Origin of the sequence: Frigoribacterium sp. CFBP9030 (assembly GCF_034045195.1) — a bacterium.
GTDB lineage: Bacteria > Actinomycetota > Actinomycetes > Actinomycetales > Microbacteriaceae > Frigoribacterium.
The window spans coordinates 1-26,662 of sequence record NZ_JAXCWG010000004.1 but is presented as its reverse complement, the minus strand read 5'-3'; the positions used below and the strand labels follow the sequence as shown (position 1 = coordinate 26,662).

Here is a 26,662-nt window from a genome sequence, read left to right as displayed (position 1 = left end):
GCGGTGATGCTGACCCCCTAACGTCGCATCGACCGGAGGGGGAGTCATGCGTCGAGAACATCGCCACGTCACGCGCCGTGCACTGCACGGCACGATGATGCTCACGACCATCGGCATGGTCCTCCTCGTCGCGACCATCGTCTGGGGCCGGGCTCCGCTCGGTCCGACTCCGCGCTCGGCCCCCATCGATCAGACCGTCGTCGACGAGCCGGCGACGGTCTCGCCGACACCTCCTGCGTCGCCGACGCCGACGGCCGAGCCGCAGGGCCGGCCGACCTCGGGCGCCGCCGCGCAGGCCGCGGTCGTCGACGTGTCCGTGTCGGCTCCCGTCGACGCCGCGGCCATGCTCGGCCTGATGCGCAGCCGGTCGATGGCGCTCGTCTCGGGCTGACCCGCGCCTCCTGCGGGCCGCTCCTCCTCGGCTGTCCGATCGTCGCCAGGCGACAGGTGCGGTCGAGGGCGGGCTGCGCCTCGGGGGTCTGGAGGGATGGGTGTTCGTTTAGCGGACTGTGCACGAAAATCGGTCGGCGGCCCAGCATCCCTCCGCATCCGCGTCCCTCCGCGGATCGGGGGCTGCAGGGGCTCGCAAGACGGCCTGGGAGTCCTGCGACCTCCTCGCGTCGCAGCATGATCGACTGATTGACTGACGGAACAAGAGATCAGGCCGAGGTGAGAGGTGGTGCGTCGTGGTGCAGCAGCAGCAGCAGCAGCCCGACCCGACCGCCCGGCGTGACTCGACGACCGACGCGGGCAACGCCCTCCTCGACGCGTTCAGCGGGGCCGACGGTCGACCCGCCGCCATCGCCGACCGCCGCCCGGCCGCCCCCGAACTCACCGCCGACGACGACTGGGCCGACTTCTTCGGCGAACTCGACCCCGAGCTGGTGTTCGAATGCTCGGCCACGCTCTCGGGCGACCACAACGCCGTCTACGTGTACCCCGACCGCATCGCGATCGAAGGTCCCGAGATCGTCGGGGGGTCGGCGACCCTCCGGCTCGCTGCCGTGACCGGCTGGGCGCTCGTCGTGCAGGGGTCGAACGTCGTGCTGACGCTGCAGGGCGATCGGCGGTACCGCATCAGGGTGCCCAAGGCGTTCCGCTCGGTGCTGCGGACGGCCCTGCTCAAGGTGCTGGGCGACTCCGAAGACCGCTGACCGCCGCGGTCGTCGACCCTCGCATCCCGTCGTCTTCGCATTGCGGCCCGAGAGGCGGCACCAGCAGGCCATCTGTGGGACCATCTGGGCATGACCCGTGAGACCGAGCCGCCGATCAGGTCGGAGATCGCGGGTCGCGACATGGACCAGGCACGGGCCATGTACGAAGACGGCTACAACGGCAAGGGCTTCGACACCGAGCACAGCCAGTCGGACTTCGCGTACCGGTACACGATCACGGGCGACGACGAGATGACGCTGCGGTCGTCGATGTTCCTCGGGTCGATCAAGGGCGCCATCCAGCCCGAGAACGAGTACGTCGTGTCGTGGATCACCGGGGGCTCCGGCGTCTACGACCTGAACGGCGACGAGCTGCCCCTGCAGATCGGCCGGCCGGCGATGTTCCCCACCGGCAAGCAGTTCGAGTTCGAGTTCGAGGACTACCGCCAGAACCTGGTGCACTTCAACGCCGGGTTCCTCGAGCGGGTCGCCGCCGAAGAGGAGGGGACCCTGCCGGGCACGCTCGAGTTCGATCACACGGCGATCCCCGAGGCGACGGCGCTGCTGCAGTGGAAGAACACGATCACCACGGTGGCGAAGACCGTGCTCGGCGGCGAGGCGACGCCCCTGCTGCGCTCCGAGGTCAACCGGCTCGCCGCGGTCACGCTGCTGAGCACCTTCAAGCACCGGGGGCCGCAGCTACCCGAGCAGCTGCTCGCACCGCGCAATGCGCGACTGCGCGCGGCCGTCGAGTACATGCACGCCAACGCCGAGCTGCCGATCACCCCGACCATGATCGCCGAGCACGCCGACCTGGGCCTCCGCGGGCTGCAGGTCGCCTTCAGCCGCCAGCTCGGCACGACGCCGACCGACTACCTGCGCGGCATCCGCCTCGACCGCGCCCGCTCGGATCTGCTGAACCTGGGGCCGCGCGAGACGACCGTGGCCGCGATCGCGACGCGCTGGGGCTTCGCCCACCTGGGCCGGTTCTCGGCGTCGTACGGCGAGCGCTTCGGCGAGAAGCCGTCCGCGACGCTGCACCGCTAGCGGCGCTGCGTCGCCAGCTGCTGGGCTGCGGCGCTCCGCGGCGCTGAGCGCTGCGCGGCTGGGCTGCGCGACGCTCCGCGCGGTGCCGGGCTGAGCTGCGCGCGGTGCCGGGTGACGCCCCGAACCCCGTTCGCGAAGATGAACCGCGATATAACGCGGTTCATCTTCGCGAACGGGGTTCGGGGGAGGGTGGCGCGAGGCCGGGCGGCGCGAGGCCGGGTGGCGCGGGGGAGGGTGGCGCGAGGTGCGAGGCCCGGCGGCGCGAGGGCACCCCGCGCCGGATCCGGCCGCCGCGAGGCCGGGTCGCGCCAGGGCCGCGCCGCGTCAGAGCCCGTCGAGCGGGGCGCGCAGCCCCCGGTCAGGCGGCCGTACGGTACGTGACGATCGACCCCGTGAGGGTGCGGACCGCGGTGGTCCAGGCCGAGACGCCGCGTCGCTCGCTGCGCGTGTAGCGACCGACGGCGAGGTTGCGCTCGGCGACGGTCGTGACGTACGACCCGATCACCGTGGCGTCGTGAGCGCTCGAGCCGGTGTACGAGCCGACGCCGACGCCGACGCCCGTGTCGATGCGCGAGACGTACTGGCCGCCCAGGGGGTGCAGCTGGGCCGTGGAGGTGGTGGTGTGCGTCGAGGTCATGTCCACGACTCTAGACCTTGTTTTGAGGAATTCAAAACAAGACTCGCAGAATGGCCTGGCCGGTGCGCTAGTCCCGGCTCCGGTGCTGCTCATCGGGCAGCAGGGCCGAGAACGCGTGCCCGATCTCGGTCCGCATGTAGGCGATCGCCTCGCCGTTCTCGGGCGGTTCGAGCGAGCTCGTCGTCGTCTCCGCCATCAGGGGCGAACCCGAGTCGAGCAGGAACGTCGCGACGACCTGGTTGCCGTCGGCGTTGATCGCGTTCAACTCGACCGTGTCGGCGTCGCCCGACTGGGCGAGCAGGGCGGCGTACTCGAGCAGCGTGTCCGCCGCCTCGTCATCGACGAAGAGCGACTTGGCGGCGAACGTGATGTGCTTCATGGACCCTGTGTAGCCGGTGCCGGTGCCGCCGACAAGGGATCGGCCGAGAGGTCACCCGCAGCCCGCCCGCTCCGCCCGGCGCGCCTCCTCGGCTCGATGGATGGACCGAGGAGGCGCGGGTCAGCCCCGCGGGCTCCGCACCACGCGCACGCCACCGGCCGGCACCGTCAGCGGGCCGTCGACGACCTCGCCGCCGAGCAGCTCGACCCCCGCCTCGGCGACCACGTCGGCGTCGGCGTCGGCGTGGTTGACGAAGAACGTGAAGGTCGCGTCGTCTCCGTGGCGGACGACGACCTCGAGGCCCTCGACGTGGCCGCCGGGCACGACGACCCCGGCCTCGTCGAGCACGTCGCCGACGAAGGCCGCGAGGTCGTCGCCGGCCAGGCGAGTCGAGACGTACCAGGCCGTCCCGTCGCCGAGAGTGTTGCGGGTGACGGCCGGTCCGCCGGCCGCGGGGCCGGTGGTGTAGCGCGCCACGGCCTCGGCGCCCTCGAGCACGATGTCGTCCGACCAGCCGGTGCCGGTGGCGCCCGAGTCGAGCGTGACGACCTGGTCGGCGTAGAGCGGCAGGAACTCGGGCACCGAGAGACCGAGCACCTCGCGCAGGCCGCCGGGGGCGCCGCCGGCCGGTACGGCGTCGTTCTCGTCGACGACTCCCGAGAAGTACGACGCGACGAAGCGGCCGCCCGATCGCACGTACGAGGTCAGGTTCTCGGACGTCTCGGCGTCGACGATGTACTGCGACGGCGCCAGCACGAGGTCGTAGGCCGACAGGTCGTCGTGCGGGTGGCGGAAGTCGACGGTGACGCCGAGGTTCCAGAGCGCGGTGTAGAAGGCGACGATGCGCTCGCGGTGGTCGAGCTCGACCGAGGGGCGCCACTCGAGGTCGTGGGCCCAGAACGACTCGACGTCCCAGAGGATGGCGACCCGCGCCTCCACCCGGGATCCCCGCACGTCGGCCAGGCGACCGAGGTCGGCGCCGTACTCGACGACCTCGCGCCAGATGCGCGACGAGGTGCCGGCGTGCGGCAGCATCGCCGAGTGGAACTTCTCGGCGCCGTACCGCGACGCCCTGAACTGGAAGAACAGGATCGCGTCGGCGCCGCGGGCCAGGTGCGTCGTGCTGTTGCGGGCCAGCTCGCCTGGGCGCTTCGCGATGTTGCGCGGCTGCCAGTTGACGGCGCCCGTCGAGTGCTCCATCAGCATCCACGGCTCGCCGCCGGCCAGCGACCGGTTCAGGTCGGCGTCCATGGCGAGCAGCACGTGGTTGTCGTGGCGTTCGGCGACCAGGTAGTGGTCGTTGGCGACGACGTCGACCTCGCGGGCCCACTTCCAGTAGTCGATCGACGGGCAGTTGGTCGACATGAAGTTCGTGGTGACGGGGAGGTGCGGTGCGTGTCGCTTGATCACGTCGCGTTCGGCGACGAAGCAGGCGAGCAGGGCGTCGGAGGTGAACCGCGCGAAGTCGAGGCGCTGCGTCTGGTTCACGACCGTGGCCGAGACGCGGGGCGCGTCGATGTCGGTCCACTCGCCGTAGGTCTGACCCCAGAAGAGCGTGCCCCACGCCGCGTTCAGCGCGTCGAGCGTGCCGTACCGGGTCTTCAGCCAGGCGCGGAAGGCGCGCACCGAGTGCACTCCGTAGTCGTCGCTGATCGGGGCGCCGTACTCGTTGTGCACGTGCCAGAGCACGACCGCCGGGTGGGTCGCGTAGCGCTCGGCGAGCTTCTCGGTGATGGCGGTCGCCGCGCGACGGTAGTCGGGCGAGCTCGGGCTGACCATGCCCCGCGAGCCGCGACCGAGGGTGAGGCCCTCGCGGGTCACGGGGTGCGAGTCGGGGTAGGCGGACCAGAACCATGCCGGCGGCACGGTGGTCGGCGTGGCGAGGTCGACGTCGATGCCGGCGTCGTGCAGCAGCCCGAGGATGTCGTCGAGGAACGTGAAGTCGTACTCGCCCTCGCGGGGCTCGAGCAGCGCCCACGAGAAGATGCCGACGCTGACCAGGTTGATGCCGGCCTGCTTCATCAACGCGATGTCCTCGAGCCAGACCTCTCGGGGCCACTGCTCGGGGTTGTAGTCGCCGCCGTAGCGGATGTCGGCACGACCGGGCAGCCAGCTCGTCGTGCGACGCGGGTCGGACTCGGGGGTCGGCGTGACGGCCGGGGCATCGAGGTCGAGTGACATACGGTGATCTCCTTTGACTGTGTGCGCTCCCAGTTCTAGCACACGTGCTGAGTCTGCAGAAGGCGCAACGATCATGTCGAACCGTGACCCGCAGCGTGTTGACAAGCGAAAAGTCGTGTGCGTAACTGTTACCGCTCACAGGCACAGCGTGGTGGTTCTCCCGGCTCGCGCTGTCCGCTCACCAGCTCTTGCTTTCCTCAAGGAGGACGAATGCACAGCTCACTCCGCCGCATCGGCGTCGTCACGGTCGCCACAGCGGCCCTCATCCTCACCGGCTGCTCCGGCGGCGGTGGCAGCTCGTCCGACGGGCCCGTCGAACTCACCTACTGGGCCTGGGCGCCCAACCTCGACAAGGTGGTCGACATCTGGAACGAGGAGAACCCCGACATCCAGGTCACCGTCAACAAGCAGGACGGCGGCGACCCCGCGATCACCAAGCTGCTCACCGCCATCAAGGCCGGCAGCGGCGCCCCCGACCTGATCCAGGCCGAGTACCAGAAGATCCCGACGCTCGTCTCGTCCGACGCGCTCGCCGACCTCACCGACCAGGGCGCCGGCGACCTCGAGGGCGACTTCAGCGAGGGCGTCTGGTCGTCGGTCACCCTCGACGGGCAGGGCGTCTACGCCATCCCGCAGGACAGCGGCCCGATGATGGCCTACTACCGCACCGACATCCTCGACCAGTACGGCCTCAGCGTCCCCACCACGTGGGACGAGTACGCCCAGGTCGCCGAAGACCTGCACGCCGCCGATCCGAGCAAGTACCTCGGCACCTTCTCGGCCAACGACGCGGGCTGGTTCGCCGGTCTCTCGCAGCAGGCCGGCGCCTCCTGGTGGTCCATCGACGACCAGAGCTGGGGAGTCGACATCGCCGAGGGCCCGACCGAGCAGGTCGCCTCGTACTGGGGCGGACTCGTCGAGAGCGGCGCCATCGACAACAAGCCGATGTACACCCCCGAGTGGAACGCCGGTCTGAACGACGGCTCGCAGGTCGGCTGGATCAGCTCGGTCTGGGCCCCCGGCGTGCTGAGCGGCAACGCACCCGACACCGCCGGCAAGTGGACCGCCGCGCCGTTGCCGCAGTGGGACGCCGCGAACCCCTCCGACGGCAACTGGGGAGGGTCGACCACGGCCGTCACCACGCAGTCCGAGAAGAAGGAGGCGGCGGTCGAGTTCGCCACCTGGCTGAACACCGACCCCGAGGCCGTCGCCGCGCTCGCCGACATCGCCGGCGTCTACCCCGCCGCGACCGAGGCCGCGGCCGACGCGCTGACCACCTCGCCCGAGTTCTTCAGCCAGCAGAGCGACTTCTACGACATCGCCGCCGAGGCGTCGTCGACCGTCGCGCCGTTCACCTACGGCCCCAACGTCAACGTCGCGTTCAGCGCGTACAACGACGAGTTCGCCAAGGCCGCCGACGCCCGCACCCAGGCGGCGTTCGAAGACGCGGTCGACGCCATGCAGGAGATCACGACGGACGACCTCGTGAAGAGCGGCTTCTCGGTCGAGTAGCCGAGCGCCTCGGGAGGGGCGGCGCCCTGAGCCGCCCCTCCCGCCCTCCACCCCCTTCACCGTCCGCGACCAGCGAGGAACCGTCATGGCCGACACGCTCACCCCTCTCACCCCGGCGGAGGTCGCCGCACCCGACCGTCGCGCGACCGCGCCCGTCGGCCGGCACGGCACGGGCAGCTTCCGCAGCCGCGTGCTCACGCCCTACGCGATGCTCGCCCCGGGCATCATCCTGTTCGTGCTGTTCATGGCGGCGCCGATCGTCTACACGCTGTTCCTCAGCTTCCAGAAGAAGCAGGTCTCGGGCCTCGGTCTCGGCTCGGCCTCGCGCGGCACGGGCTTCGCCGGTCTCGAGAACTACATCGGCACGCTCACCGACCCCGAGTTCGGCGCCAGCGTCGGTCGCGTGCTGCTCTACGGCCTCGTGCTCGTGCCCTGCATGCTCGGTCTCGCGCTGCTCTTCGCCCTGCTGCTCGACTCGAAGCGCACCCGCGCGACGTCGTTCTCGCGCATCGCGATCTTCCTGCCGTACGCCGTGCCGGCCGTCATCAGCTCGCTGCTCTGGGGGTTCCTGTACCTGCCCGCCGTCAGCCCCTTCTACTACGTCTTCGAACGGCTCGGCTGGGACGTCCCCGGCGTGCTCGGCTCGGGCACCGTGCTCTTCGCCATCGCGAACATCGCGCTCTGGGGCGGCGTCGGCTTCAACATGATCGTCATCTACACGTCGCTGAAGGCCGTGTCGAGCGACATCTACGAGGCCGCCCGACTCGACGGGGCCTCCGAGGTGCAGATCGCCCTGCGGATCAAGATCCCGATGGTCGCTCCCGCGCTCGTCATGACCGCGCTGTTCTCGATGGTCGCGACGCTGCAGGTCTTCGCCGAGCCCACCACGCTCCGTCCGCTGACGAACAGCCTGTCGACCAGCTGGTCGCCGCTGATGCTCGTCTACCGCGACGCGTTCACCCGCGACGACATCTACTCGGCTGCGGCGACCTCGGTCGTCATCGCCCTCGCCACCTTCATCGTCTCCTTCTTCTTCCTCCGGGTCGTGCAGAAGCGAGCCTTCGGCCAGGAGGACTGACCATGACCACCACGGACCTCGACGGCGCCACCCGCCGCGGCGACCTCTCCGTCGCCGACTCGACCCGCGCCTCCTCGGCGACCGCTTCAGGAGGCGCGGGTCGGCCCCGCAGCACCCGTCGCCCCGGCGGCAGCTCGCTGACCGAGCGCCGCAGCCTCGTCTCGACCGCGATCGTGCTGATCGGCGCCGTCTACTGCCTGTTCCCCGTGCTCTGGGTCGTCATGGCGTCCACGAAAGACGGCGGCGAGCTGTTCTCGACCTTCACCCTCGCGCCCAGCACGCACCTGCTCGACAACCTCGTCGCACTCAGCCAGTACCGCGACGGCCTGTTCTGGCGCTGGATGCTCAACACCGCGCTCTACGCCGGCATCGGCGCCCTCGCCTCGACATACGTGTCGGCGCTGTCGGGCTACGTGCTCGCGAAGTTCGAGTTCCCCGGCAAGAAGGTCGTCTTCAACGTGCTGCTGATGGGGGTGCTGGTGCCCGGGGTGATCCTCGCGATCCCGCAGTACTTCCTGCTCGCGAACGTCGGCCTGACCAACACGTTCTGGGGCGTGCTGCTGCCGCAGATCATCAGCCCGTACGGCATCTACCTGGCCCGCATCTACGGGGCCGCGGCCGTGCCGACCGACGTGATCGAGGCGGCCCGCACCGAGGGCGCCGGCGAGCTGCACATCTTCCACCGCATCGCCGTGCCGATGCTCGGCCCGGGGCTCGTGACGATCTTCCTGTTCCAGTTCGTCGCCATCTGGAACAACTTCATGCTGCCGTACATCATGCTCGGCGACGACTCGCTGTTCCCGCTGACGGTCGGCCTGAACGGGCTGCTCAACCAGGGCGCGTCGGCGCCGGCGCTGTACACGCTCGTCATCACCGGGGCGCTGCTGTCGGTCATCCCGCTCATCCTGATCTTCCTGGTGCTGCAGCGGTACTGGCGGGTCGACCTCGCCGCCGGCGCCGTCAAGTAGTGGGAGGCGCGGGTCGGCCCGGCCTGGCGGGCGGGGGAGGCGCGGGTCGGCCCGGCCCGGCGGGCGGGGGCCCCGCGAGTCGGCAGCCCCCTAGGCTGGCCGCGTGACGAGCACTCCCGGTCGCCAGCGGCCCACGATCAACGACGTCGCCGACCAGGCGGGCGTCTCGCGGGGCACCGTGTCACGGGTGCTGAACGGCGGTCGCTGGGTCAGCCCCGACGCCAAGGCCGCCGTCGACGCCGCGATCAAGAAGACCGGCTACCGGGTCAACCCGCACGCCCGCAGCCTCGCGACCAACCGGACCGGCTCGGTCGCGTTCCTCCTCACCGAAGACCACCAGCAGCTCTTCGAGGATCCGAACTTCTCGGCCCTGCTGAAGGGCACCGCGGCGGCGCTCGCCGAGAGCGACATGTCGCTCGTGCTGATCATGGCGGGGTCGTCGGCCGAGCAGAAGCGCGCCGTGGCCTACATCGAGGCGGGCCACGTCGACGGCGTGCTGCTCGTCTCGGCGCACAGCGGGCAGCGTCTGCTCGCCGACATCGTCGGGTCGGGCGTGCCCGCCATCGCGTGCGGCATCCCGCTCGGCTACCAGCGGCGCATGGGGTACGTCGCCGCCGACGACGAGGAGGGCGCCCGCGAGATGGTGGCGCACCTCCGCTCGCTCGGCCGCCGCCGCATCGCGACCATCGCCGGCCCGCTCGACACCCCCGGCGGCATCACCCGACTCGACGGCTACCGCACCGAGCTCGGCGACGACCTCGACGAGTCGCTGATCCGTCACGGCGACTACTCGCGGGCCAGCGGCGAGGCCGCCATGACCGACCTGCTCGCGGCGTCGCCCGACGTCGACGCCGTCTTCGCGGCAAACGACCGCATGGCCGCGGGCGCCCTCGACGCGCTCGCCGCGGCGGGCCGCCGGGTGCCCGACGACGTCGCCGTCGGCGGCTTCGACGACTCGAGCATCGCGGCGTCGACCGAACCCGCGCTGACCACCATGCGCCAGCCGTTCGACCGGATCAGCTCCGAGATGGTGCGGCTGCTGCTGCAGCTGATCGACGGTCAGAAGCCCGCGGCGATGACGCTGCCGACCGAGCTGGTGCGGCGCGCGACCACCTGACCCGCGCCTCCTCGGCCCTGCCAATCCGCTGGAAGCGCGGACGCGGCGCCGGTCGCGGACCTACCGTCCACTGCAGACCGAGCACCACCAGCAGAACGAAGGACGAAACATGTCGCAAGCAATCGAGACCGTCGACGTCAGCGTGCCCGTCAGCGTCGCCTACAACCAGTGGACCCAGTTCGAGGACTTCCCGAAGTTCCTCGACGAGGTCGAGTCGATCACCCAGACCACGCCCACCCTCACGGTGTGGAAGGTCAAGGTCGGACCGGTCGAGAAGACGTTCGAGGCCGAGATCACCGAGCAGCACCCCGACGAGCGCGTCGCCTGGAACAGCACCGGCGGCGAGGTCGACCACGCCGGCGTCGTCACGTTCCATAAGCTGAGCGACTCCGAGACGCGCATCACCGTGCAGATCGACTGGACCCCCGAGGGATTCCTCGAGAAGATCGGCAACACGCTCGGCGCCGACAACCACGCCATCAAGAAGGACCTCAAGAACTTCAAGGAGTTCATCGAGTCGAAGGGCTCCGAGACGGGCGCATGGCGCGGAGACGTCCAGGCATGAGCGACGAGTCGACGTACACCGCGTCGTTCGTCGGCGAAGACGGCACCGAGGTGTCGAGCGAGCAGCTCGAGCCGATCGACGGCGCGCCGGTCAAGTCGCTGACCCGGCCCGGGGCAGCCGACGGCGAGGACATCACGTACGAGCTGGACCCCGAGACCGCCGACGCCGACCCCGTCGTCTACCGCGCGACGGGCGTCGCCGGGCACGACTACAGCTGACGCGCCGCGCGCTGCTGCGCTGACGCTGCGCCGCGCTGCGCTGCGCCGCGCCGTGCCATCGATGTGACTCGTTCTGCGTAGTCCGCCCCGTCGAATCCACGGAATGAGTCGCATCGATGCGCGGCGACAGCCCCGGGTGGCGTGCGAATCGTCAAAGTGACTCATTCTGCGTCGTCGGCCCCGTCCGATCCGCCGAGTGAGTCGCCTCAATGCGCGGCAACAGCCCCGGCTACGGTGCGTGCCGTCGAGGTGACTCGTTCTGCGCAGTCGGCCCCGTCTGATCCGCCGAATGAGTCGCCTCGATGCGCGGCGCGAGACGCGAGGTGGCGCGCGAGTCGTCGAGGTGACTCGTTCTGCGGAGTCGGCCTCGTCCGATCGGCCGAATGAGTCGCATCGACGCACGGAGACAGGCCTGGCTTGCGCGTGAGTCGTCGAGGTGACTCGTTCTGCGCGGTCGGCCCCGTCCGATCGGCCGAATGAGTCGCATCGACGCGCGGAGCCGGGCACGGGGTGGCGAGAGTTAGCGCTCACATGGCATGATGTGAGCGCTCACTTTCGGTGCGGATCACTCCGCCCACCCCGACGACGAAGAGGTCATCATGGTCGATCACGCTCCCCCGACCGCCCCCGGCTCAGCCGCACCCGCCGAGACCTACGTGGTGGGCGTCGACTACGGCACGCTGAGCGGCCGAGCCGTCGTGGTGCGGGTCTCCGACGGGGCCGAGCTCGGCACCGGCGTGCACGAGTACTCGCACGCCGTCGTCGACACGACCCTCCCCGGCACGGGTGAGCGCCTCCCCGCCGACTGGGCGCTGCAGGTGCCGTCCGACTACGTCGACGTGCTGAAGAAGGCCGTGCCCGAGGCACTCGCCGCCGCGGGCGTCGACCCCGCGTCGGTCGTCGGCATCGGCACCGACTTCACGGCCTGCACCATGGTGCCGACCACCGCCGACGGCACGCCGCTCAACGAGCTCGAGCAGTTCGCCGGCCGCCCGCACGCCTACGTCAAGCTCTGGCGTCACCACGCCGCGCAGGGCCAGGCCGACCGCATCAACGAGCTCGCGGCCGAGCGCGGCGAGAGCTGGCTGCCCCGCTACGGCGGGCTCATCTCGAGCGAGTGGGAGTTCGCGAAGGGCCTCCAGCTGCTCGAAGAGGACCCCGAGGTCTACGCCGCGACCGAGCACTGGGTCGAGGCCGCCGACTGGATCGTCTGGCAGCTGAGCGGGCGGTACGTCCGCAACGCCTGCACCGCCGGCTACAAGGGCATCTACCAGGACGGCGAGTACCCGAGCCGCGAGTTCCTCGGCGCGCTGAACCCCGACTTCGCCGACTTCGCCGAGACGAAGGTCGTGCACGAGATCGGCGCGCTGGGCGACGCCGCCGGCACGCTGACCGCCGAGGCCGCCGGCTGGACCGGGCTCCCCGAGGGCATCGCCGTCGCGGTCGGCAACGTCGACGCGCACGTCACCGCCCCCGCCGCGAAGGCCACGCAGCCCGGTCAGATGGTCGCCATCATGGGCACGAGCACCTGCCACGTGATGAACGGCGACAAGCTCGCCGAGGTGCCCGGCATGTGCGGTGTCGTCGACGGCGGCATCGTCGACGGGCTCTACGGCTACGAGGCCGGGCAGTCGGGCGTCGGCGACATCTTCGCCTGGTACGTCAAGAACCAGGTGCCGCAGTCGGCCGTCGACGCGGCCGCGGCCGCCGGCAAGAGCGTGCACCAGCACCTCACCGACGTCGCCTACGAGCAGCCCGTCGGGGCCCACGGTCTCGTCGCCCTCGACTGGCACAGCGGCAACCGCTCGGTGCTCGTCGACCACGAGCTGAGCGGCGTCATCGTCGGTCAGACCCTGGCCACCTCGCCCGCCGACGGCTACCGCGCGCTGCTCGAGGCCACCGCCTTCGGCACGCGCCGCATCGTGCAGGCCTTCGACGAGTCGGGCGTGCCCGTCACCGAGTTCATCGCCGCGGGCGGTCTGCTGAAGAACAAGCACCTGATGCAGACCTACAGCGACGTCCTGCGTCTGCCGATCTCGACGATCACGAGCGAGCAGGGCCCGGCCCTCGGCTCGGCCATCCACGCCGCGGTCGCCGCCGGTGCGTACGCCGACATCCGCGCCGCGGCCGAGGCGATGGGCAGCGTCGAGCGGGCCACCTACACGCCCGACCCCGCGAACGCCGACGCCTACGACGCGCTCTACGCCGAGTACCTGCTGCTGCACGACTGGTTCGGTCGTGGGGGCAACGACGTGATGCACCGCCTGCGGGCGATGCGTCGGGAGGCGACCCGCGCCTCCTCGGCTCCTGCTCCCGGGTCGGACGGCGACGGCCGAGGAGGCGCGGACTCGGTCGAGCAGACCGCCGCCGACGCGAGCATCGAGGCCTCCGCATGAGCGGCTGGATCGATCGCGCGACGCAGGCCGCCATCGACGCGACCCGCGAGGACGTCGCGGCGCTGCACGCCGAGCTGGTGCGCTACGACCTCGTCGTCTGGACGGGCGGCAACGTCTCGGGTCGCGTGCCCGGCACCGACCTCTTCGTCATCAAGCCGAGCGGCGTCGGCTACGACGACCTCACCCCCGAGAACCAGATCGTCTGCCGCCTCGACGGCACCGTGCTCGAGGGTACCCCGGGCAGCGAGCGCAGCCCCTCGAGCGACACCGCCGCGCACGCCTACGTCTACCGCAACATGCCGCACGTCGGGGGAGTGGTGCACACGCACTCGACCTACGCGACGGCCTGGGCTGCCCGCGGCGAGGCGATCCCCTGCGTGATCACGGCGATGGCCGACGAGTTCGGCGGCGAGATCCCCGTCGGGCCGTTCGCCATCATCGGCGACGAGTCGATCGGCGAGGGCATCGTCGAGACGCTGACCGGTCACCGCAGCCGCGCCGTGCTGATGCAGAACCACGGCGTCTTCACGATCGGCAGAGACGCCCGCGACGCGGTCAAGGCCGCCGTCATGACCGAGGACGTCGCCCGCACCGTGCACATCACCCGCCAGCTCGGCGAGCCCATCCCCATCCCTCAGCAGAGCATCGACGCTCTGTTCGACCGGTACCAGAACGTCTACGGCCAAGCGCCAGCAGGAGAACTCTCGTGAACGACACCCTCGACCCCGTCGCCTTCCTCGCCTCGAAAGAGGTCTGGTTCCTCACCGGCAGCCAGGGACTCTACGGCGAAGAGACCCTGAAGCAGGTCGCCGACCAGTCGAAGGCGATCGCCGACGAGCTGGCCGCCGCCTCCGACGTGCCCGTGCGTCTCGTCTGGAAGCCCGTGCTGACCGACGCCGACTCGATCCGCCGCACGATGCTCGAGGCCAACCTCGACGACTCCGTCATCGGCGTCACGGCGTGGATGCACACCTTCAGCCCCGCCAAGATGTGGATCGGCGGGCTCGACGCCCTCCGCAAGCCGCTGCTGCACCTGCACACGCAGGCCAACGTGGCGCTGCCCTGGGCCGACATCGACTTCGACTTCATGAACCTCAACCAGGCCGCGCACGGCGACCGCGAGTTCGGCTACATGCAGACCCGCCTCGGCGTGCCGCGCAAGACGGTCGTCGGTCACGTCAGCGACCCCCGCGTGCAGAAGCAGGTCGGCACGTGGATGCGCGCGGCGGCCGGCGCCTCGGCCATGCGCTCGCTCAAGCTGGCGCGCTTCGGCGACAACATGCGCTTCGTCGGCGTCACCGAGGGTGACAAGACCGAGGCCGAGCTGGCCTTCGGCGTGCAGGTCAACACCTGGGGAGTCAACGAGCTGGCCGAGGCCGTCGCCGCCGCCACCGAGTCCGAGATCGACGCGCTGGTCGCCGTCTACGAGACCGAGTACGACGTCGTCCCGGCACTGCGCGCCGGTGGCGAGCGCCACCAGTCGCTGCGCGACGGGGCGGCGATCGAGATCGGTCTGCGGTCGTTCCTCGAGGCGGGCGGGTTCAGCGCCTTCACGACGAACTTCGAAGACCTCGGTGCGCTCAAGCAGCTGCCCGGTCTCGCCGTGCAGCGTCTGATGGCCGAGGGCTACGGCTTCGGCGCCGAGGGCGACTGGAAGACCTCGGTGCTGGTGCGTGCGGCCAACGTGATGGGTGCCGGTCTGCCGGGTGGCGCCTCCTTGATGGAGGACTACACGTACCACCTGGTGCCCGGCGAGGAGAAGATCCTCGGGGCGCACATGCTCGAGGTCAGCCCCGCCCTGACGTCGCAGCGCGCGTCGCTCGAGGTGCACGCGCTCGGCATCGGCGGCAAGGACGACCCGGTGCGACTCGTCTTCTCGGCCGACCCCGGCCCCGCCGTCGTCGTGGCGATGAGCGACGTGCGCGACCGGTTCCGTCTGACGGTCAACGTGGTCGACGTCGTCGAGCCCGACGAGGACCTCCCCAACCTGCCGGTCGGCCGCGCGGTGTGGAAGCCCCGCCCGTCGTTCCCCGTGTCGGCAGAGGCCTGGCTGACCGCCGGCGCCGCGCACCACACGGTGATGTCGACGGCCGTCGGACTCGAGGCGTTCGAGGATCTCGCGCGCATCGTCGAGACCGAGCTGCTCGTGATCGACGAGGACACCCGCATCCGCGACTTCCGCCACGAGGTCGCCTGGAACGCCGCGTACCACCGCCTCGCGCGGGGCCTGTAGGGGTCCGCTCGCGGGCTCGCGGGTTCGCACTCGAGTGGTCAGAAGATGTCTTTCCGCTCAGCCTGAAGGACATCTTCTGACCACTCGGCAGCCCTGTCCGGGAGCCCGGACCTGTGCTCCACCCAGACGCCCTTCCCCTCGCGGGGGGGGGGGGCGTCGTCCTTTCGCCATGCGCCGACCCGGGGCGCGCGACGCCCTCAGAGCCACCCGCGGTCGAGGGCCTCAGCCGCCGCCCGTGTCCGATCCGGCTCGCCGATCTTGCGACAGGCCGAGGCGACGAGGTTGCGCACCGTGCCGACCGCGAGATGCAGCTGCGCGGCCACGTCGGCCGATCCGCTCGCGTGCGCGACGAGGCGCATGACGTCGCGCTCCCGAGGGGTGAGGGGGCACTCAGCGTGGGCCAGGGCCTCGGCGGCGGCCCCGGGGTCGACGTACTTCTCGCCGTCGACGGCCCGGGCGACGAGGGCCAGCAGCTGTCGCATCGAGAGGTTCTTCGTCAAGACGGCGTGCACTCCAGCGCGGACGCACCGTCGCACGAGTGCCGGAGGCAGCTTGTGAGCTAGCACGATGACCGTCTCGCCGGAGTCGACGGAGCGTCGCGCCTCGTCGACGGCGACTGCTTCCCAGTGGTCGAGGTCGATGACGACAGCTGACCGACGTCGTGTCGATCCACCGGCCTCCGGACCCTGAGGAGGATCGGCGGTCGACCCGGGGGTCGTGCGGCCGGTTCGGGCGACGAACATGCCGGGCGTCGAGCGTATGCACCTCTCGAGTGCCGACACGGTGAGGGTGTCGGCAGCGATGACCTTCACTGCGATCTCGTCGTCGTTCATCGATCGGTCTCCGCTCCGCTGACTCGCCTGGTCGATCACATCACGCCCATCATGTTAGATGCATGAGTCACTCACGGGCAGTCGATGATGCGAGGCACTGATGCGTCCCCATGCCTCTGGAGAGGCTTGATCCATCGACCAGAGGACGACGTGAAGGGGGTGACGAAGATGAAGAAGATCGAGACCACGACGATCAAGCCCGGTAGTGCAGCACGCTGCGACGGCGCCTGCCTGTGCACCTGACCATCGAGGGCGGGTCGCCGACGCGGCGGCCCGCTCTTCCTCTTCTTGCGAGTGATCATGAATCTCCCCCTCCTGACCTTGTTCGAGATCGAGCGGTACGAGAACTTGTGGCTGGCTCTCCGAGCCGCAGGTCCGAGACGTGCAGATCGGCTGATGACAGAGCTGGCCGCCCTCGACTCCGAGCGCTACGAGAGCGCGGCTGAAAGGCGCGACGGTCGAGTCGCGAGCGCAGCGCGTGCCCGAACGGCCATGCAGTCCCTGCCTGCCGTGCCTCGCCACCTGATCGACGAGGCTGCGAACCGGTACGGCACCTACGGGCCTCGAATGCAGCGCGACGCGAGTTACATCATGCTGTGGTTGTCGGATCGGGACCGGCTGTCCGAGGTCGTGACGGTCGAGGGACGAAAGCATCTGGACGACGCACTGGCAGCAGACCGTGGAGTCCTGGCGCTGCCGCTTCATCTCGGAGCGTCTTACGTCATCCCTCCTCTCCTGGGGCACATCCATCCGACCCGCTTCGTCGTGAACCGGATGGACGTGGAGACCCTCAAACGGTTCGCTTTCCCGGACCTGGACGTCGCGGGCTTCCCCCTCGACGACACGACGACGTTCCGGCGTGGTCTGCGGGCGCTGAAAGCAGGGCAGATCTTCGCGATGTTCCCGGAATACGACCCTCGCGGGCAAGACCATCGCCATCAGGAGGTCGATTTCCTGGGGTCGCGCATCACGGCCCCTCAGGGTCCGGCGCTGCTCAGCGCCGCGGCAGGGTCTCCGATGATTCCGATGCAACTGGACGCCGATGGTGACGGTCGCTTCGTCCTGCGCGTCCACGAGCCCATTCCTGCGCCCGTGACGGAGAACGACATCGCGACCGCCGTGTCATGCCTCTGGAACCTCATCGCAGCACTGCTGCTGGACGGCCGACTCGGCGACTGGGAGATGTGGACGGACTTCGATCGCATGCAACCGGGTGGCGGCACATGACCGAGGCGCCTCTGGTGAGTGTGGAAAGAGTCACCCGCCGATTCGACTCGCCGCCGGCCCCCGCCGCCGTCGATGACGTCTCCCTCGAGATCAGGAGAGGGGAGATGGTCGCGATCGTCGGGCGCTCGGGATCCGGCAAATCGACTCTCCTCCAACTCATCGGAGCGCTGGACGAACCTGACGCCGGGGAGATAAGCATCGGTGGCGTTCCGCTCGCAGGTCTCTCGGAACGAGAACGGACGGCCCTCCGCCGAGAACGTCTGGGGTTCGTCTTCCAGTCCAGTCACCTGGTGCCGACGCTCAGCATCGCCGAGAACGTGGCGCTGACCGCCATCGTCGCGGGGGAGCGGCGGCGATCCTGGGGCCCGCGTGCGGACGAACTGCTGAGACATCTCGAGCTCGGCACGCGGGGTCGTGACCGACCAGTCGAGCTGTCCGGAGGCGAACGGCAGCGCGTCGCTCTCGCGCGAGCCCTCTTCGCGCGACCGGAGGTGCTGCTGGCGGACGAACCGACCGGCGCGCTCGATACGGCGACGGCATCACGAGTCCACACTCTGCTGCGTTCGGCCGTCGGGGCCGGGACCTCCAGCGTCGTCATCGTCACGCACGACCTGGAGACGGCCTGCATCGCCGACCGTCTCATCGTCCTGCGAGACGGCCGCGTCACCGCGGATCGATCGTTCACCCCACCCGGCATAGGCCACGAGGAGGTGAGGGCTCATGAAGAACGCGTTCGTCGTTGGCTGGCGGAACATCGCTGACGGGCGCCGGCGGTCGATCCTCACGGGGCTGAGCACGGCACTGGGGGTCGCGCTCTTGACGACCGCCGTGCTCGGAGGCCTGACATCACGCCAGACAGTCGTCGGGGGCATCGAGTCGCTCGTGTCCTTGGGAGATGTCGGCGTCGTCCCCGGACCGGGACGAGAGCTGCTGCAGCAGGACGCCGTGCCGGATCTCGCCGCGCTACCTGGGGTGGACAGCGTCCTGCCCACCTTGAGCCGTGAGACGGTACTCACGGGAGGCGGTCTGTCAGACGAACCCGCCCTCCTGACCGGCGTACCCGTCGGACCGGACTCGCTCGCTGCCCTGGTCGTGACCGAGGGTCGGCTTCCGTCGGCCGACGCGACGGAGATGCTCGTTCCGTCGAGGCTCACGACTGACGCCGACGTGAGCGTCGGCACACCAGTGAGTGTCGCTACCCCGAACGGCCCCGTTCGCTTCACCGTCGTCGGAGTCGTCGATCAGCAGTCCCTCGGCGTATTCGCCGACGGACATGTAATCACGAGCCTCGGCAACGCCCAGACGACGTACGGCCTGGACGGGGCCTTGACCCGCATCGATCTGACACTGGACGCGGCCGACGCGGATGGATGGACGACCCTGCACCAGCGCGATCTACCCGAGGGCGCGGCGTTTCAAGACACTGCCGCGATCGCTCGCGGTATAGAACCGGTCGCGACGGCGGTCTCCGTGGTCACGGGGCTGCTCGGTGTCCTCGCGCTCTCGCTCTCGACGATGCTCGTCGCCTCGGCGAGTCTCGGCGCGGTCCGATCGCGCCGCACCACCTACGCCGCACTCCGGGCCATCGGTGCCGACAGGCGCTGGATCGGCGCCTCCGTCCTCGCGGAGACGGCGATCGTCTGCGGGGCGGGAACCGTCGTCGGCGCCGTCGTGGGGGTGCTGACCGGAATCGTGCCAGGACAGGACATCCCGGGGCCGGTGTCGATCGCGCTCGCCATCGGAATCGGGGTCACGGGTGGGATCGTCGCGGGTGGTGCCGGCGCCCTCCGAGCCGTCCGCGAGGTGATGGGCATCTCGCCCGCCCTGCAGCTTCGGGGGCTGGCAGACCGCGATGTTCGATCCGCTGGCCGTGCTCGTCCAGTCACCCTCATCATCGGCTCGGCGGCCGTCACGGGCGTGTGTATCGCAGCGGCCTCAGGGGGGACGAACCTCGCCATGCTCGGTGTCGTCGGGTGCGCCTTGCTCTCGATGATCGCCGCGCGGGCTCTCGTTCGGCCGGCGTCCGTCATCACGGCTCGCTGTCTCCGAAGCGGAGAGCTGGCTTCGCGAGACGAGCGCACCGTGCGGCGGCAGGTGGCCGCGCCGGTTGCGATGGTCGTGTTCGGCGGGGTGCTCTTGTCATCGACTGTGGGCGCGGTGTCCGACGCGACGGTCACGCAGATCGAGCGGCAGTTCGGGGCGGACGTGCAGGTGACGTCGATGGTCCCGCTCAGGGAGGTCCCCGATTTCGGCAGCGTCGACGGCGTCGGACTCATAGCCTCCGCCTCGACGGGGACGGCCAGCCTCAGCAGTGGAACGTCCGTCATCGATGTGCCTGTCCAGGCGGTCGACAGCGACGCGTGGTTCGACGTCGCCCAACTGCCGTGGCTCGATGTGGGCGACACGGAAGGGGCGGCCAGCGTGCGCGCCGCCTCGGGCATCGCCGTGCCTCGGGGGGTGGCGGAGATGCTCGGTGTCGAGGCGGGCGACGACGTCGTCCTGACGAGAGGCGGAGTCGACCGCGAGGTGACCATCGCAGGGACCTTCACCTCGCTGGCGACTGGTCAGCAGATAGTCGTCGACCGGTCGCTCGGCCGTGCTCTGGGATTCGTCGATGTGAGCAGGTGGGACATCTCCGCAGCTCCGGGTGTCGAACCCGAGATGCTCGCGGAACGCGTGGATGATCTCGTCGGACAGCAACCTGGAGTCCAGGTCATCACAGGACACGAGACCAGGACACGCGCTACGACTGAGATCGTCGGACTCACCGCCGGACTCTTCGCAGTCGTCGCTCTGACCATCGGACTCGGTGCCCTGGGTGCGAGCAGCGCCCTCAACTCGAACGTCGAGAGGCGTCGAGGGGACCTCGCCATCTTGCGCGCCATAGGCGCCGATCGTCGCTTCGTGGCCCGCGTCATCGCGACAGACGTCACAGTGGTGGCCGTCGTCGGGATCCTCGGCGGGGTCGCAGGTGGGCTCGTCGGCGGATTCCTCGGCACGGGCCTCGTCTCGGGTCTGCTCGGAGTCGCCCTCCCCCAGCCGATCCCCTGGAGTCTCGCCGGGGGTGTCGTCGGCGTGACCGTGGTCGCGCTCACTCTCGCCGCCGTCGCGCCGTTGCGGTCCGCGCTGACGACCGACCCGCTGATCGTCATGAGAGCTGAGGCGACATGACCGAGCGATACGAACCCGGCACCCGACCACGGCTTCGCGACAGCATCGTCGTCGCGATCGGAGAGGACGGGCGCATGCAGGTGAGAAACCCCTACGAGAGGACGGTCTCCACATTCGACGTCGAGGCGTGGGTGCCGCAAGTCGTCTCGAAGATGGACGGCTCCAAGACGGCGGAGGAGCTCGGATGGGCCGTGGCGCCGGCTGTTCCACGCGGCGACGTCGAAGCCATCATCGATGCGCTCGCCGAAGAACGTCTCCTCGCGGTCTCGGCCCCGAGTCGGGACGTCTCGGGACGACACAGCCGGCAGCTGCGCCTCTTCGACGACATGCTCGCGTCGGGGGATCTCATCGACGCCTCCACGTCGGACGGGGCTCAGTCGATCCTCCGGAATTCTCGAGTAGCAGTCGTCGGGGTCGGCGGTGCAGGCTCGTGGGTCGTCCAGGCGCTCGCTTCGGCGGGAGTGGGCAACCTCGATGTCATCGACGCAGACGTGGTCGAAGTCAGCAACCTCAACAGGCAGGTCCTGTTCCGACTCGAAGACGTCGGTTCGATCAAGGTCGAGGCGGCGCGACGCCGCGTAGAGCAGATCGACCCATCCATCCGGGTCACGTCCCGGAACCGGACCATCCGAACGGTGGCCGCTCTGCGCGAGATCATCGCGGGCTGTGATCTCGTCATCAATTGCGCCGATCACCCCACGGTGACACTGGCCTCCGACATCGTGGCCGAGGCCTGCATGGCGATGGGCATCCCGCACATCGTCGGAGGGGCCTATGGGGCCGTCCTCGGGGCGCCGGGCGTCTCGGTGATTCCCGGTGAGACGGTGTGCTGGTTCTGCGTCCGCGCGACTGCTTCTCGGTGTATCGCCGACTCTCTCGGGTTCCATCAGGGAGCTGGATCTCTCGACCCTGGAGTGGCATGTGCGTGCTGTTCAAGCCCGTGAGTCCTGCCGCTGCGTCCATGCGGTTCTGTGACGGGCCGGGGCGGCGGCTCGCGGGCCGGGCGCAGGGGGCGGGCCTAGCGTGGCGGGGTGACCGAACAGAGCTCTCGCACCGCGCCTCCTGCAGCATCGATCCCCGAGGAGGCGCGGCGACGGTTCGAGACACCGGCCGGCCCGATCGTCGGCCGGGTCGACGGCGACGGCGACGTCGTGCGGGCGACGGGCATCCGCTACGCCGAGTCCGACCGCTTCACCGCACCACGCCCGGTGCCGCCCTCGACCGAGCCCGTGCTCGCCTTCGACCGCTCGCCCGGGTCTCCGCAGCTGCCCTCCGAGACGCTGAGCGCCCTCATCGAAGGCGCCGCCGACGGCATGGTCGCCGACGAGAGCTGCCAGTTCCTCTCCGTCACCCTCCCCGCCGACCTCCGCCCGGGCGAGCGCCTGCCCGTCATGGTGTGGATCCACGGCGGCTCGTACGTCACCGGCGCCGGCGACCTCTCCGTCTACGACCCCCGCGCGCTCGTCGTCGAGCAGCGCGTCGTCGTCGTCACCGTCACCTACCGTCTCGGCCTCTTCGGCTTCTTCGGCGACGGCGACCGGATCCCCGCCAACCTCGGGCTCCTCGACCAGCTCGAGGCGCTCCGCTGGGTGCACGCGAACATCGAGGGGTTCGGCGGCGCGGCCGACCGCGTCACCCTCTTCGGGCAGTCCGCGGGCGGCGACGCCATCGCCCACCTGATGATCAGCGACGGCGCTGCCGGGCTCTTCCAGCGGGCCATCGTGCAGAGCGCACCACTCGGCATCACCTCCGGGCGCTCGAAGATGTCCGCCGCGATGGCGGCCGCCGTCGGCACCCCGTCGCGCGACGCCCCAGTCGACGAGGTGCTCGCCCGGCAGGCCGTCGCCGAGAAGGCCGCCCGACGGTTCGGCCTGCGCGGCGGCATGGCGTTCGGGCTCCAGTACGACGAGGCGCCCCTGCCCGCCGAAGCGGACCGCGACGCCGCCTGGCGCCGCGTGGCCCCGCAGATCGACCTGCTGATCGGCACCACGAGCGAGGAGACCGGGCTGTTCCTGGCGTTCATCCCCGCGCTCCGTCGCCTGGCCGCGCTGCCGGTGGTGGGCGGGCTGGTCCGCAGGGTGCTGGTCGGCGGGACCACGCACGTGATCTACGGCCGAGACGCTCGGGCGTTCGCGGACCGGCACCGCGCCTCCGGCGGGAGGGCCGTCCGGTACCGGATGACCTGGGCCCCCGAGGGCGCCGAGTTCGGCGCGGCCCACGTGACCGACGTGCCGCTGCTGCTCGGCGGCCGCGAGTCGTGGGGGCACACCCGGCTGGTCGGCTCGAGCTCGTGGGAGGACGTCGACCGCCGCGGGCGCCGGGTGCGGCAGATCTGGGCCGACTTCGCCCGCACCGGCACCCTGGCGGCGGACGCCGCGGCCGGCGCGCGCGACACGATCACGCTCGACCGGGGCTGAGGCGTGGCCTCGCTCGCGAGCCGGCGCGCCGCCGGCTCGCTCGCGTGACACCCCGTTTTCGGCGCTACACCCGCATTTACCGGGGTGTAGCGCCGAAAAGCGGATGTAGCGGCGCGGCGCGGGCTACGCGCGGCACGGGCGCGGCGCGGCGCGGGCTCGGGGCGGCGCGGCGCGGGCTACGCGCGGAGGGCGGCGGCGACGCGGTCCCACCACGCGGCGGAGGCGGTCCGGGCGGAGTCGACCCGCGCCTCCCAGGCGGTGCGCACCGCGTCGCGCGCGCCCCAGGCGTCGAGCACGACCTGGTCGGCCGAGCCGGCCAGCACCTGCTCGGCCGAGACGACGCTCGACTGGCCGAAGTTCGCCAGCGCCCCGGTCAGCTTGACCGTCGTGTAGTCGTCGACCGCGATGCCGACGGTGGGGACGCCCGCCGCGACGGCGAAGACCGCGGGGTGGTACCGGCTCGTGAGGTGCAGGGCCGCCTCCCGGGCGAAGCGCGCGGCGGCGGGGGTGTCGGTGGTCGGCTCGACGCGGGCGGGCCGGGTCATCCGGTCGATCACGGCGCGGTGCAGCAGCGAGTCGCCGCGCTCGTCGTCGGCCCGCAACGACGCCCAATGCGCGAGGAAGACGACCTCGAGCCCCGTCTCGTCGACGACCCGATCGAGGAGGCGCGCCACGGCCTCCGCGAACAGGGTGCGGTCGGCGGCTCCCACGTGGGCGGAGAGGCTGACCGCGCAGTACGGGGCCGCGGGCGCGGCGGCCGCGGTGCCGGCTGCGGGCGCTGCGGCGTCGGTCTCGACCCCGACGAAGCTCGCATCGTCGATCGTCGCCGTCAGCCGCGACTCGGGCACGCCGAGCGTGCGGACCAGCTCGAACGAGGCGCGCTCGCGCAACCCGACCAGCTCGGCGCCCGACAGCAGCTCGGCGACGAGCGCGCGGTCGTCGCCGTCGAGCACGGGACCGATCGTCTGCCCGGTCACGACGTAGGGCTTGCCCGCGCGGCGCGCGAGCTCGGCGAGCGTCGACCGCTCGAACACGTGCATCGGCCAGAGCGACGCCATGTTGCCGCCCCCGGCGACGGCGAAGGCGTCGGAGGCGCGGATCGCCTCGATCGCCTGCCACGCGGTGTCGGAGGCGGGGAGTGCGGAACGGTCGCCGTCGGCGGCGGCCAGCACGCGCCTCCTGCGCTCCAGCTGACCCACACGGCCGCCGGTCGTGGCCGGCGAGAAGTCGAGCGCGGGCACGGCCTCGATGCCGTAACGGGAGGCGGTCTCGGCGGGGGTGGACGAGACTCCGGTGATCGAGGCGCCGCGGGCCCGCAGCTGCGCGGCGAACTCGTCGAACATGGCCTCGTCGCCGATGTGGATCATGTCGTCGACGACGCCGACGTCTCCGATGGTGACGATGCGCACGGGGCCTCCGGGGGTGGTGATGGGGGGTCGCGGTTCCGCGCCGAGACGACGGTACCGGACGGCGGAGCGGGGGTTCGGACACGCGCTGCGGCGGGTTCGGACGCGAGCTGCGGGGGTTCGGGCACGGGCTGCGGCGGGTTCGCGTCATCCGGGGCGGGTCAGCGCTGACCCGCCCCGGATGACACGGACCCGCCCCACCGCCAGGGGCCGCGCCCGCGCGGATCGGGCCCGCGCGAGAGTGTCACCGGGCGGCGATAGGCTCCCCTCTGCCCGGGGAGTCCGGGCGCGACGCACCGGCGGCACGGCACACGACCTCGAGAGGCACCACATGGGGATCCAGACCTCGCTCGACGCGATCCACGAGGCCGAGCGCCTCGTCGACTCCATGCGCCTCGCCGACGAGCTGGCCCTCGACGCCGCCCGCACCGGCGGGCCCCGCACCATCCGCGTGCTGCGCACGGCCCTCTCGAGCGACGACCAGCTCGTCGCCATCGCCGCCACGAACGCCCTCGCGCAGGTCTTCGACGACGCGGCCGACGTCGTGCTCTCGGGGCTGCTGTCGAGCGACCGCACCTTCTTGAGAGAGCACGCCGCCTCGGCGCTCAGCCAGCGCCTCCCTCGCTACGACACGATCGGGCGGCTGATCGGCCTCGTCGCGACGGGCGGCTTCACGGGCATGGTCGCGCAGCGCACGCTCGAGCAATGGACGTCGTCGTCGCCCGCCCTCGTCGCCGTCGGGCTCGAGGGCGCGCTGCTCGGCGTGCACGAGCCCGATGCGCGCTACCGGCTGGTCGAGACGCTCGGGCTGGTACGCGCCGCCATCGCGACCCGACCGCTGCTGACCATCGCCCTCGACCCCGGCGAGCACGAGCGCGTCCGGGTCGCCGCGGTCTCCGCGCTGGGGCAGCGGCAGGGCGACTCCGCGGTCGCCGCGGCGGTCGACGGGCTCGCGCGGCACGAGGGGTTCCTCGGCGACGTCGCACGGCTGGCCGTCGTCGATCTCTCGGCACGACCCGACGAGCTCCGCGCACCGACCGGCGACCTGACCGTCGCCCAGCTGTTTTTGCACGCCGACATCGACGCCGACCTGACGCAGGCGGGCAGCGGCGACAACGGCGGGATCGCGACGCTGCTCGTGCGGCTCGGCGACGCGCTGGCGGGGCGCTCCGCCGCCGGGGCGTCGGCCGGCTCCGATGCGGGCGGCGGCTTCGGCGCGGGCGGCGGCTCCGATGCGGGCGGCGGCTTCGGCGCGGGCTTCGGTGCTCAGACCGAGCCCGACAGCCGAGGAGGCGCGGGTCGCGAGCCCGACACCCGTCACGTCGGCCGCGTGGTCACCCTCTCGCGCGGTTCGGCCGCCGGGGCGCTCGACAGCGTCGAACGGATCGCCGCCACCACGACCGGTCACACCTACGGACGGGTGCCCCTGCTCAGCGAGCCGGTCTCGTCGGCCGCGGCCTGGCCGCTGCGGGTCGCGGCCCGACGCGGCATCCGGCGCATCCTGCGCGCGAGCGGCGGGGTCGACCTGCTGCACCTGCGCATGGCCGACGTCGGCAGCCTCGCGGCGTCCGACGTTGCGCGCGAGCTGGACATCCCCGTGGTGTTCACGGTGGCGCCCGATCCGCACGCCGTCATCCAGTCGCTCGACCTCGCCGGCGGTCTGACCCGCGAGACCTTCGGCGACGTCGACGAGCGCGAGCACTTCTGGTTCCGCACCCGACTGGTGCAGCAGCTCGCGGCCAACGCGTCGCACACGGTGCTGTTCCCCCGACCCGAGCTGCAGCGCGACATGCGCGAACTGGTCGGCATCGACATCACGGCGCACCCCGAACGCCACACGGTCGTGCCCGAGGGCATCGATCTCGACGTGGTCGACCGCGCGGTGTCCGAGGCCGCCGAGCACGCCGCGGGGCTGCCGCCGACCCCGCCGCTCGCCGAGCTGCGCGAGCTGCTCGAGACCCTGCCGCCCGAGCGGCGCGATCTGCCGCTGCTGGTCAGCGTCGGGCGGCTGCACCGCGTGAAGGGCATGGCGACGATCGTCGAGGCGTGGGCCGGCGGTGCGCGCGGCGGCGGTGCGGCCGGCGGCGGTGCGCGCGCTGTCGGCGACGCGGGCGACGGCGGCG

Annotated in this window: 23 protein-coding genes; 18 read left to right on the top strand and 5 right to left on the bottom strand. The window is 71.0% G+C overall.

Annotation, left to right across the window (positions count from 1 at the left end; genetic code table 11):
- Positions 1-46: 46 nt before the first annotated feature.
- The 3 genes from SOM13_RS05870 (at position 47) to SOM13_RS05860 (ending at position 2,201) form a co-directional block, all read left to right on the top strand.
- Positions 47-391 carry a hypothetical protein gene (locus tag SOM13_RS05870; RefSeq protein ID WP_243216395.1) on the top strand — a complete coding sequence of 115 codons (345 nt, stop codon included), beginning with the start codon at positions 47-49 and terminating at the stop codon, positions 389-391.
- A gap of 295 nt (positions 392-686) precedes the next feature.
- On the top strand, positions 687-1,154 hold the full coding sequence (locus SOM13_RS05865) for a hypothetical protein (protein ID WP_320478410.1): 468 nt from the start codon (positions 687-689) through the stop codon (positions 1,152-1,154).
- 90 nt (positions 1,155-1,244) lie between these two features.
- Positions 1,245-2,201, top strand: coding sequence for a helix-turn-helix transcriptional regulator (locus SOM13_RS05860; RefSeq protein ID WP_320479115.1), 957 nt, complete (start codon positions 1,245-1,247; stop codon positions 2,199-2,201).
- A 358-nt stretch (positions 2,202-2,559) separates the two neighbouring features.
- On the opposite strand, the gene SOM13_RS05855 is transcribed toward SOM13_RS05860, so the two are convergent.
- The 3 genes from SOM13_RS05855 to SOM13_RS05845 form a co-directional block, all read right to left on the bottom strand.
- Positions 2,560-2,838, bottom strand: a complete 279-nt coding sequence (locus SOM13_RS05855; RefSeq protein ID WP_320479114.1) for a hypothetical protein — start codon at positions 2,836-2,838, stop codon at positions 2,560-2,562.
- Between the two features lie 67 nt (positions 2,839-2,905).
- A complete protein-coding gene (locus SOM13_RS05850) occupies positions 2,906-3,217 on the bottom strand; it encodes a hypothetical protein (protein WP_192060920.1) in 312 nt (103 codons plus the stop codon).
- Positions 3,218-3,337: 120 nt separating this feature from the next.
- Entirely contained in the window at positions 3,338-5,398 is a 2,061-nt protein-coding gene (locus SOM13_RS05845; RefSeq protein ID WP_320479113.1) for a beta-galactosidase, read from the bottom strand.
- A gap of 210 nt (positions 5,399-5,608) precedes the next feature.
- Between SOM13_RS05845 and SOM13_RS05840 the strand changes: the two genes are divergently transcribed.
- The 9 genes from SOM13_RS05840 to araA all read left to right on the top strand — a co-directional run bounded on the left by SOM13_RS05840 (position 5,609) and on the right by araA (position 15,485).
- A complete protein-coding gene (locus SOM13_RS05840; protein ID WP_243215648.1) occupies positions 5,609-6,910 on the top strand; it encodes an ABC transporter substrate-binding protein in 1,302 nt (433 codons plus the stop codon).
- A gap of 85 nt (positions 6,911-6,995) precedes the next feature.
- Positions 6,996-7,988: a carbohydrate ABC transporter permease gene (locus SOM13_RS05835; protein WP_192060923.1), complete on the top strand. Its 993-nt coding sequence runs from the start codon at positions 6,996-6,998 to the stop codon at positions 7,986-7,988.
- Between the two features lie 2 nt (positions 7,989-7,990).
- Entirely contained in the window at positions 7,991-8,956 is a 966-nt protein-coding gene (locus SOM13_RS05830) for a carbohydrate ABC transporter permease (RefSeq protein ID WP_192060924.1), read from the top strand.
- Between the two features lie 103 nt (positions 8,957-9,059).
- Positions 9,060-10,073 (top strand): LacI family DNA-binding transcriptional regulator, encoded by a 1,014-nt coding sequence (locus SOM13_RS05825; RefSeq protein ID WP_192060925.1) that lies wholly within the window; start codon positions 9,060-9,062, stop codon positions 10,071-10,073.
- 109 nt (positions 10,074-10,182) lie between these two features.
- On the top strand, positions 10,183-10,638 hold the full coding sequence (locus SOM13_RS05820) for an SRPBCC family protein (RefSeq protein WP_192060926.1): 456 nt from the start codon (positions 10,183-10,185) through the stop codon (positions 10,636-10,638).
- Positions 10,635-10,856, top strand: a complete 222-nt coding sequence (locus SOM13_RS05815; RefSeq protein WP_320479112.1) for a hypothetical protein — start codon at positions 10,635-10,637, stop codon at positions 10,854-10,856. Before SOM13_RS05820 ends, SOM13_RS05815 begins: the two co-directional genes overlap by 4 nt.
- A 599-nt stretch (positions 10,857-11,455) precedes the next feature.
- Positions 11,456-13,252 (top strand): ribulokinase, encoded by a 1,797-nt coding sequence (araB, locus tag SOM13_RS05810; RefSeq protein ID WP_320479111.1) that lies wholly within the window; start codon positions 11,456-11,458, stop codon positions 13,250-13,252.
- Complete coding sequence (locus SOM13_RS05805) at positions 13,249-13,962, top strand: L-ribulose-5-phosphate 4-epimerase (RefSeq protein ID WP_320478416.1); 714 nt, start codon at positions 13,249-13,251, stop codon at positions 13,960-13,962. Before araB ends, SOM13_RS05805 begins: the two co-directional genes overlap by 4 nt.
- Positions 13,959-15,485, top strand: a complete 1,527-nt coding sequence (araA, locus tag SOM13_RS05800; RefSeq protein WP_243215643.1) for an L-arabinose isomerase — start codon at positions 13,959-13,961, stop codon at positions 15,483-15,485. Before SOM13_RS05805 ends, araA begins: the two co-directional genes overlap by 4 nt.
- Positions 15,486-15,682: 197 nt before the next feature.
- On the opposite strand, the gene SOM13_RS05795 is transcribed toward araA, so the two are convergent.
- Positions 15,683-16,318 carry a response regulator transcription factor gene (locus SOM13_RS05795; protein WP_320479110.1) on the bottom strand — a complete coding sequence of 212 codons (636 nt, stop codon included), beginning with the start codon at positions 16,316-16,318 and terminating at the stop codon, positions 15,683-15,685.
- 300 nt (positions 16,319-16,618) lie between these two features.
- Between SOM13_RS05795 and SOM13_RS05790 the strand changes: the two genes are divergently transcribed.
- The 5 genes from SOM13_RS05790 to SOM13_RS05770 all read left to right on the top strand — a co-directional run bounded on the left by SOM13_RS05790 (position 16,619) and on the right by SOM13_RS05770 (position 23,133).
- Positions 16,619-17,545: a hypothetical protein gene (locus SOM13_RS05790; protein WP_320479109.1), complete on the top strand. Its 927-nt coding sequence runs from the start codon at positions 16,619-16,621 to the stop codon at positions 17,543-17,545.
- Entirely contained in the window at positions 17,542-18,306 is a 765-nt protein-coding gene (locus SOM13_RS05785; RefSeq protein ID WP_320479108.1) for an ABC transporter ATP-binding protein, read from the top strand. The genes SOM13_RS05790 and SOM13_RS05785 overlap by 4 nt, the downstream gene beginning before the upstream one ends.
- Positions 18,266-20,716, top strand: a complete 2,451-nt coding sequence (locus SOM13_RS05780; RefSeq protein WP_320479107.1) for an FtsX-like permease family protein — start codon at positions 18,266-18,268, stop codon at positions 20,714-20,716. The genes SOM13_RS05785 and SOM13_RS05780 overlap by 41 nt, the downstream gene beginning before the upstream one ends.
- A gap of 74 nt (positions 20,717-20,790) precedes the next feature.
- Positions 20,791-21,660 carry a ThiF family adenylyltransferase gene (locus SOM13_RS05775; protein ID WP_320479106.1) on the top strand — a complete coding sequence of 290 codons (870 nt, stop codon included), beginning with the start codon at positions 20,791-20,793 and terminating at the stop codon, positions 21,658-21,660.
- A gap of 87 nt (positions 21,661-21,747) precedes the next feature.
- Positions 21,748-23,133, top strand: coding sequence for a carboxylesterase family protein (locus SOM13_RS05770; RefSeq protein ID WP_320479105.1), 1,386 nt, complete (start codon positions 21,748-21,750; stop codon positions 23,131-23,133).
- Between the two features lie 176 nt (positions 23,134-23,309).
- Here the strand turns inward: SOM13_RS05770 and SOM13_RS05765 are convergent, their stop codons facing one another.
- On the bottom strand, positions 23,310-24,542 hold the full coding sequence (locus SOM13_RS05765; RefSeq protein WP_320479104.1) for a polysaccharide pyruvyl transferase family protein: 1,233 nt from the start codon (positions 24,540-24,542) through the stop codon (positions 23,310-23,312).
- Between the two features lie 328 nt (positions 24,543-24,870).
- On the opposite strand from SOM13_RS05765, the gene SOM13_RS05760 reads away from it, so the two are divergent.
- A partial coding sequence (locus SOM13_RS05760; RefSeq protein ID WP_320479103.1) for a glycosyltransferase occupies positions 24,871-26,662 on the top strand: 1,792 nt, incomplete at its 3' end.

Coding starts and splice junctions, on each gene's coding strand:
- SOM13_RS05870 (WP_243216395.1), top strand. CDS start 47: ATGCGTCGAGAACATCGCCACGTCACGCGCCGTGCACTGCACGGCACG.
- SOM13_RS05860 (WP_320479115.1), top strand. CDS start 1,245: ATGACCCGTGAGACCGAGCCGCCGATCAGGTCGGAGATCGCGGGTCGC.
- SOM13_RS05855 (WP_320479114.1), bottom strand. CDS start 2,838: ATGACCTCGACGCACACCACCACCTCCACGGCCCAGCTGCACCCCCTG.
- SOM13_RS05850 (WP_192060920.1), bottom strand. CDS start 3,217: ATGAAGCACATCACGTTCGCCGCCAAGTCGCTCTTCGTCGATGACGAG.
- SOM13_RS05845 (WP_320479113.1), bottom strand. CDS start 5,398: ATGTCACTCGACCTCGATGCCCCGGCCGTCACGCCGACCCCCGAGTCC.
- SOM13_RS05840 (WP_243215648.1), top strand. CDS start 5,609: ATGCACAGCTCACTCCGCCGCATCGGCGTCGTCACGGTCGCCACAGCG.
- SOM13_RS05835 (WP_192060923.1), top strand. CDS start 6,996: ATGGCCGACACGCTCACCCCTCTCACCCCGGCGGAGGTCGCCGCACCC.
- SOM13_RS05830 (WP_192060924.1), top strand. CDS start 7,991: ATGACCACCACGGACCTCGACGGCGCCACCCGCCGCGGCGACCTCTCC.
- SOM13_RS05820 (WP_192060926.1), top strand. CDS start 10,183: ATGTCGCAAGCAATCGAGACCGTCGACGTCAGCGTGCCCGTCAGCGTC.
- SOM13_RS05815 (WP_320479112.1), top strand. CDS start 10,635: ATGAGCGACGAGTCGACGTACACCGCGTCGTTCGTCGGCGAAGACGGC.
- araB (WP_320479111.1), top strand. CDS start 11,456: ATGGTCGATCACGCTCCCCCGACCGCCCCCGGCTCAGCCGCACCCGCC.
- SOM13_RS05805 (WP_320478416.1), top strand. CDS start 13,249: ATGAGCGGCTGGATCGATCGCGCGACGCAGGCCGCCATCGACGCGACC.
- SOM13_RS05795 (WP_320479110.1), bottom strand. CDS start 16,318: ATGAACGACGACGAGATCGCAGTGAAGGTCATCGCTGCCGACACCCTC.
- SOM13_RS05790 (WP_320479109.1), top strand. CDS start 16,619: ATGAATCTCCCCCTCCTGACCTTGTTCGAGATCGAGCGGTACGAGAAC.
- SOM13_RS05785 (WP_320479108.1), top strand. CDS start 17,542: ATGACCGAGGCGCCTCTGGTGAGTGTGGAAAGAGTCACCCGCCGATTC.
- SOM13_RS05780 (WP_320479107.1), top strand. CDS start 18,266: ATGAAGAACGCGTTCGTCGTTGGCTGGCGGAACATCGCTGACGGGCGC.
- SOM13_RS05775 (WP_320479106.1), top strand. CDS start 20,791: ATGCAGGTGAGAAACCCCTACGAGAGGACGGTCTCCACATTCGACGTC.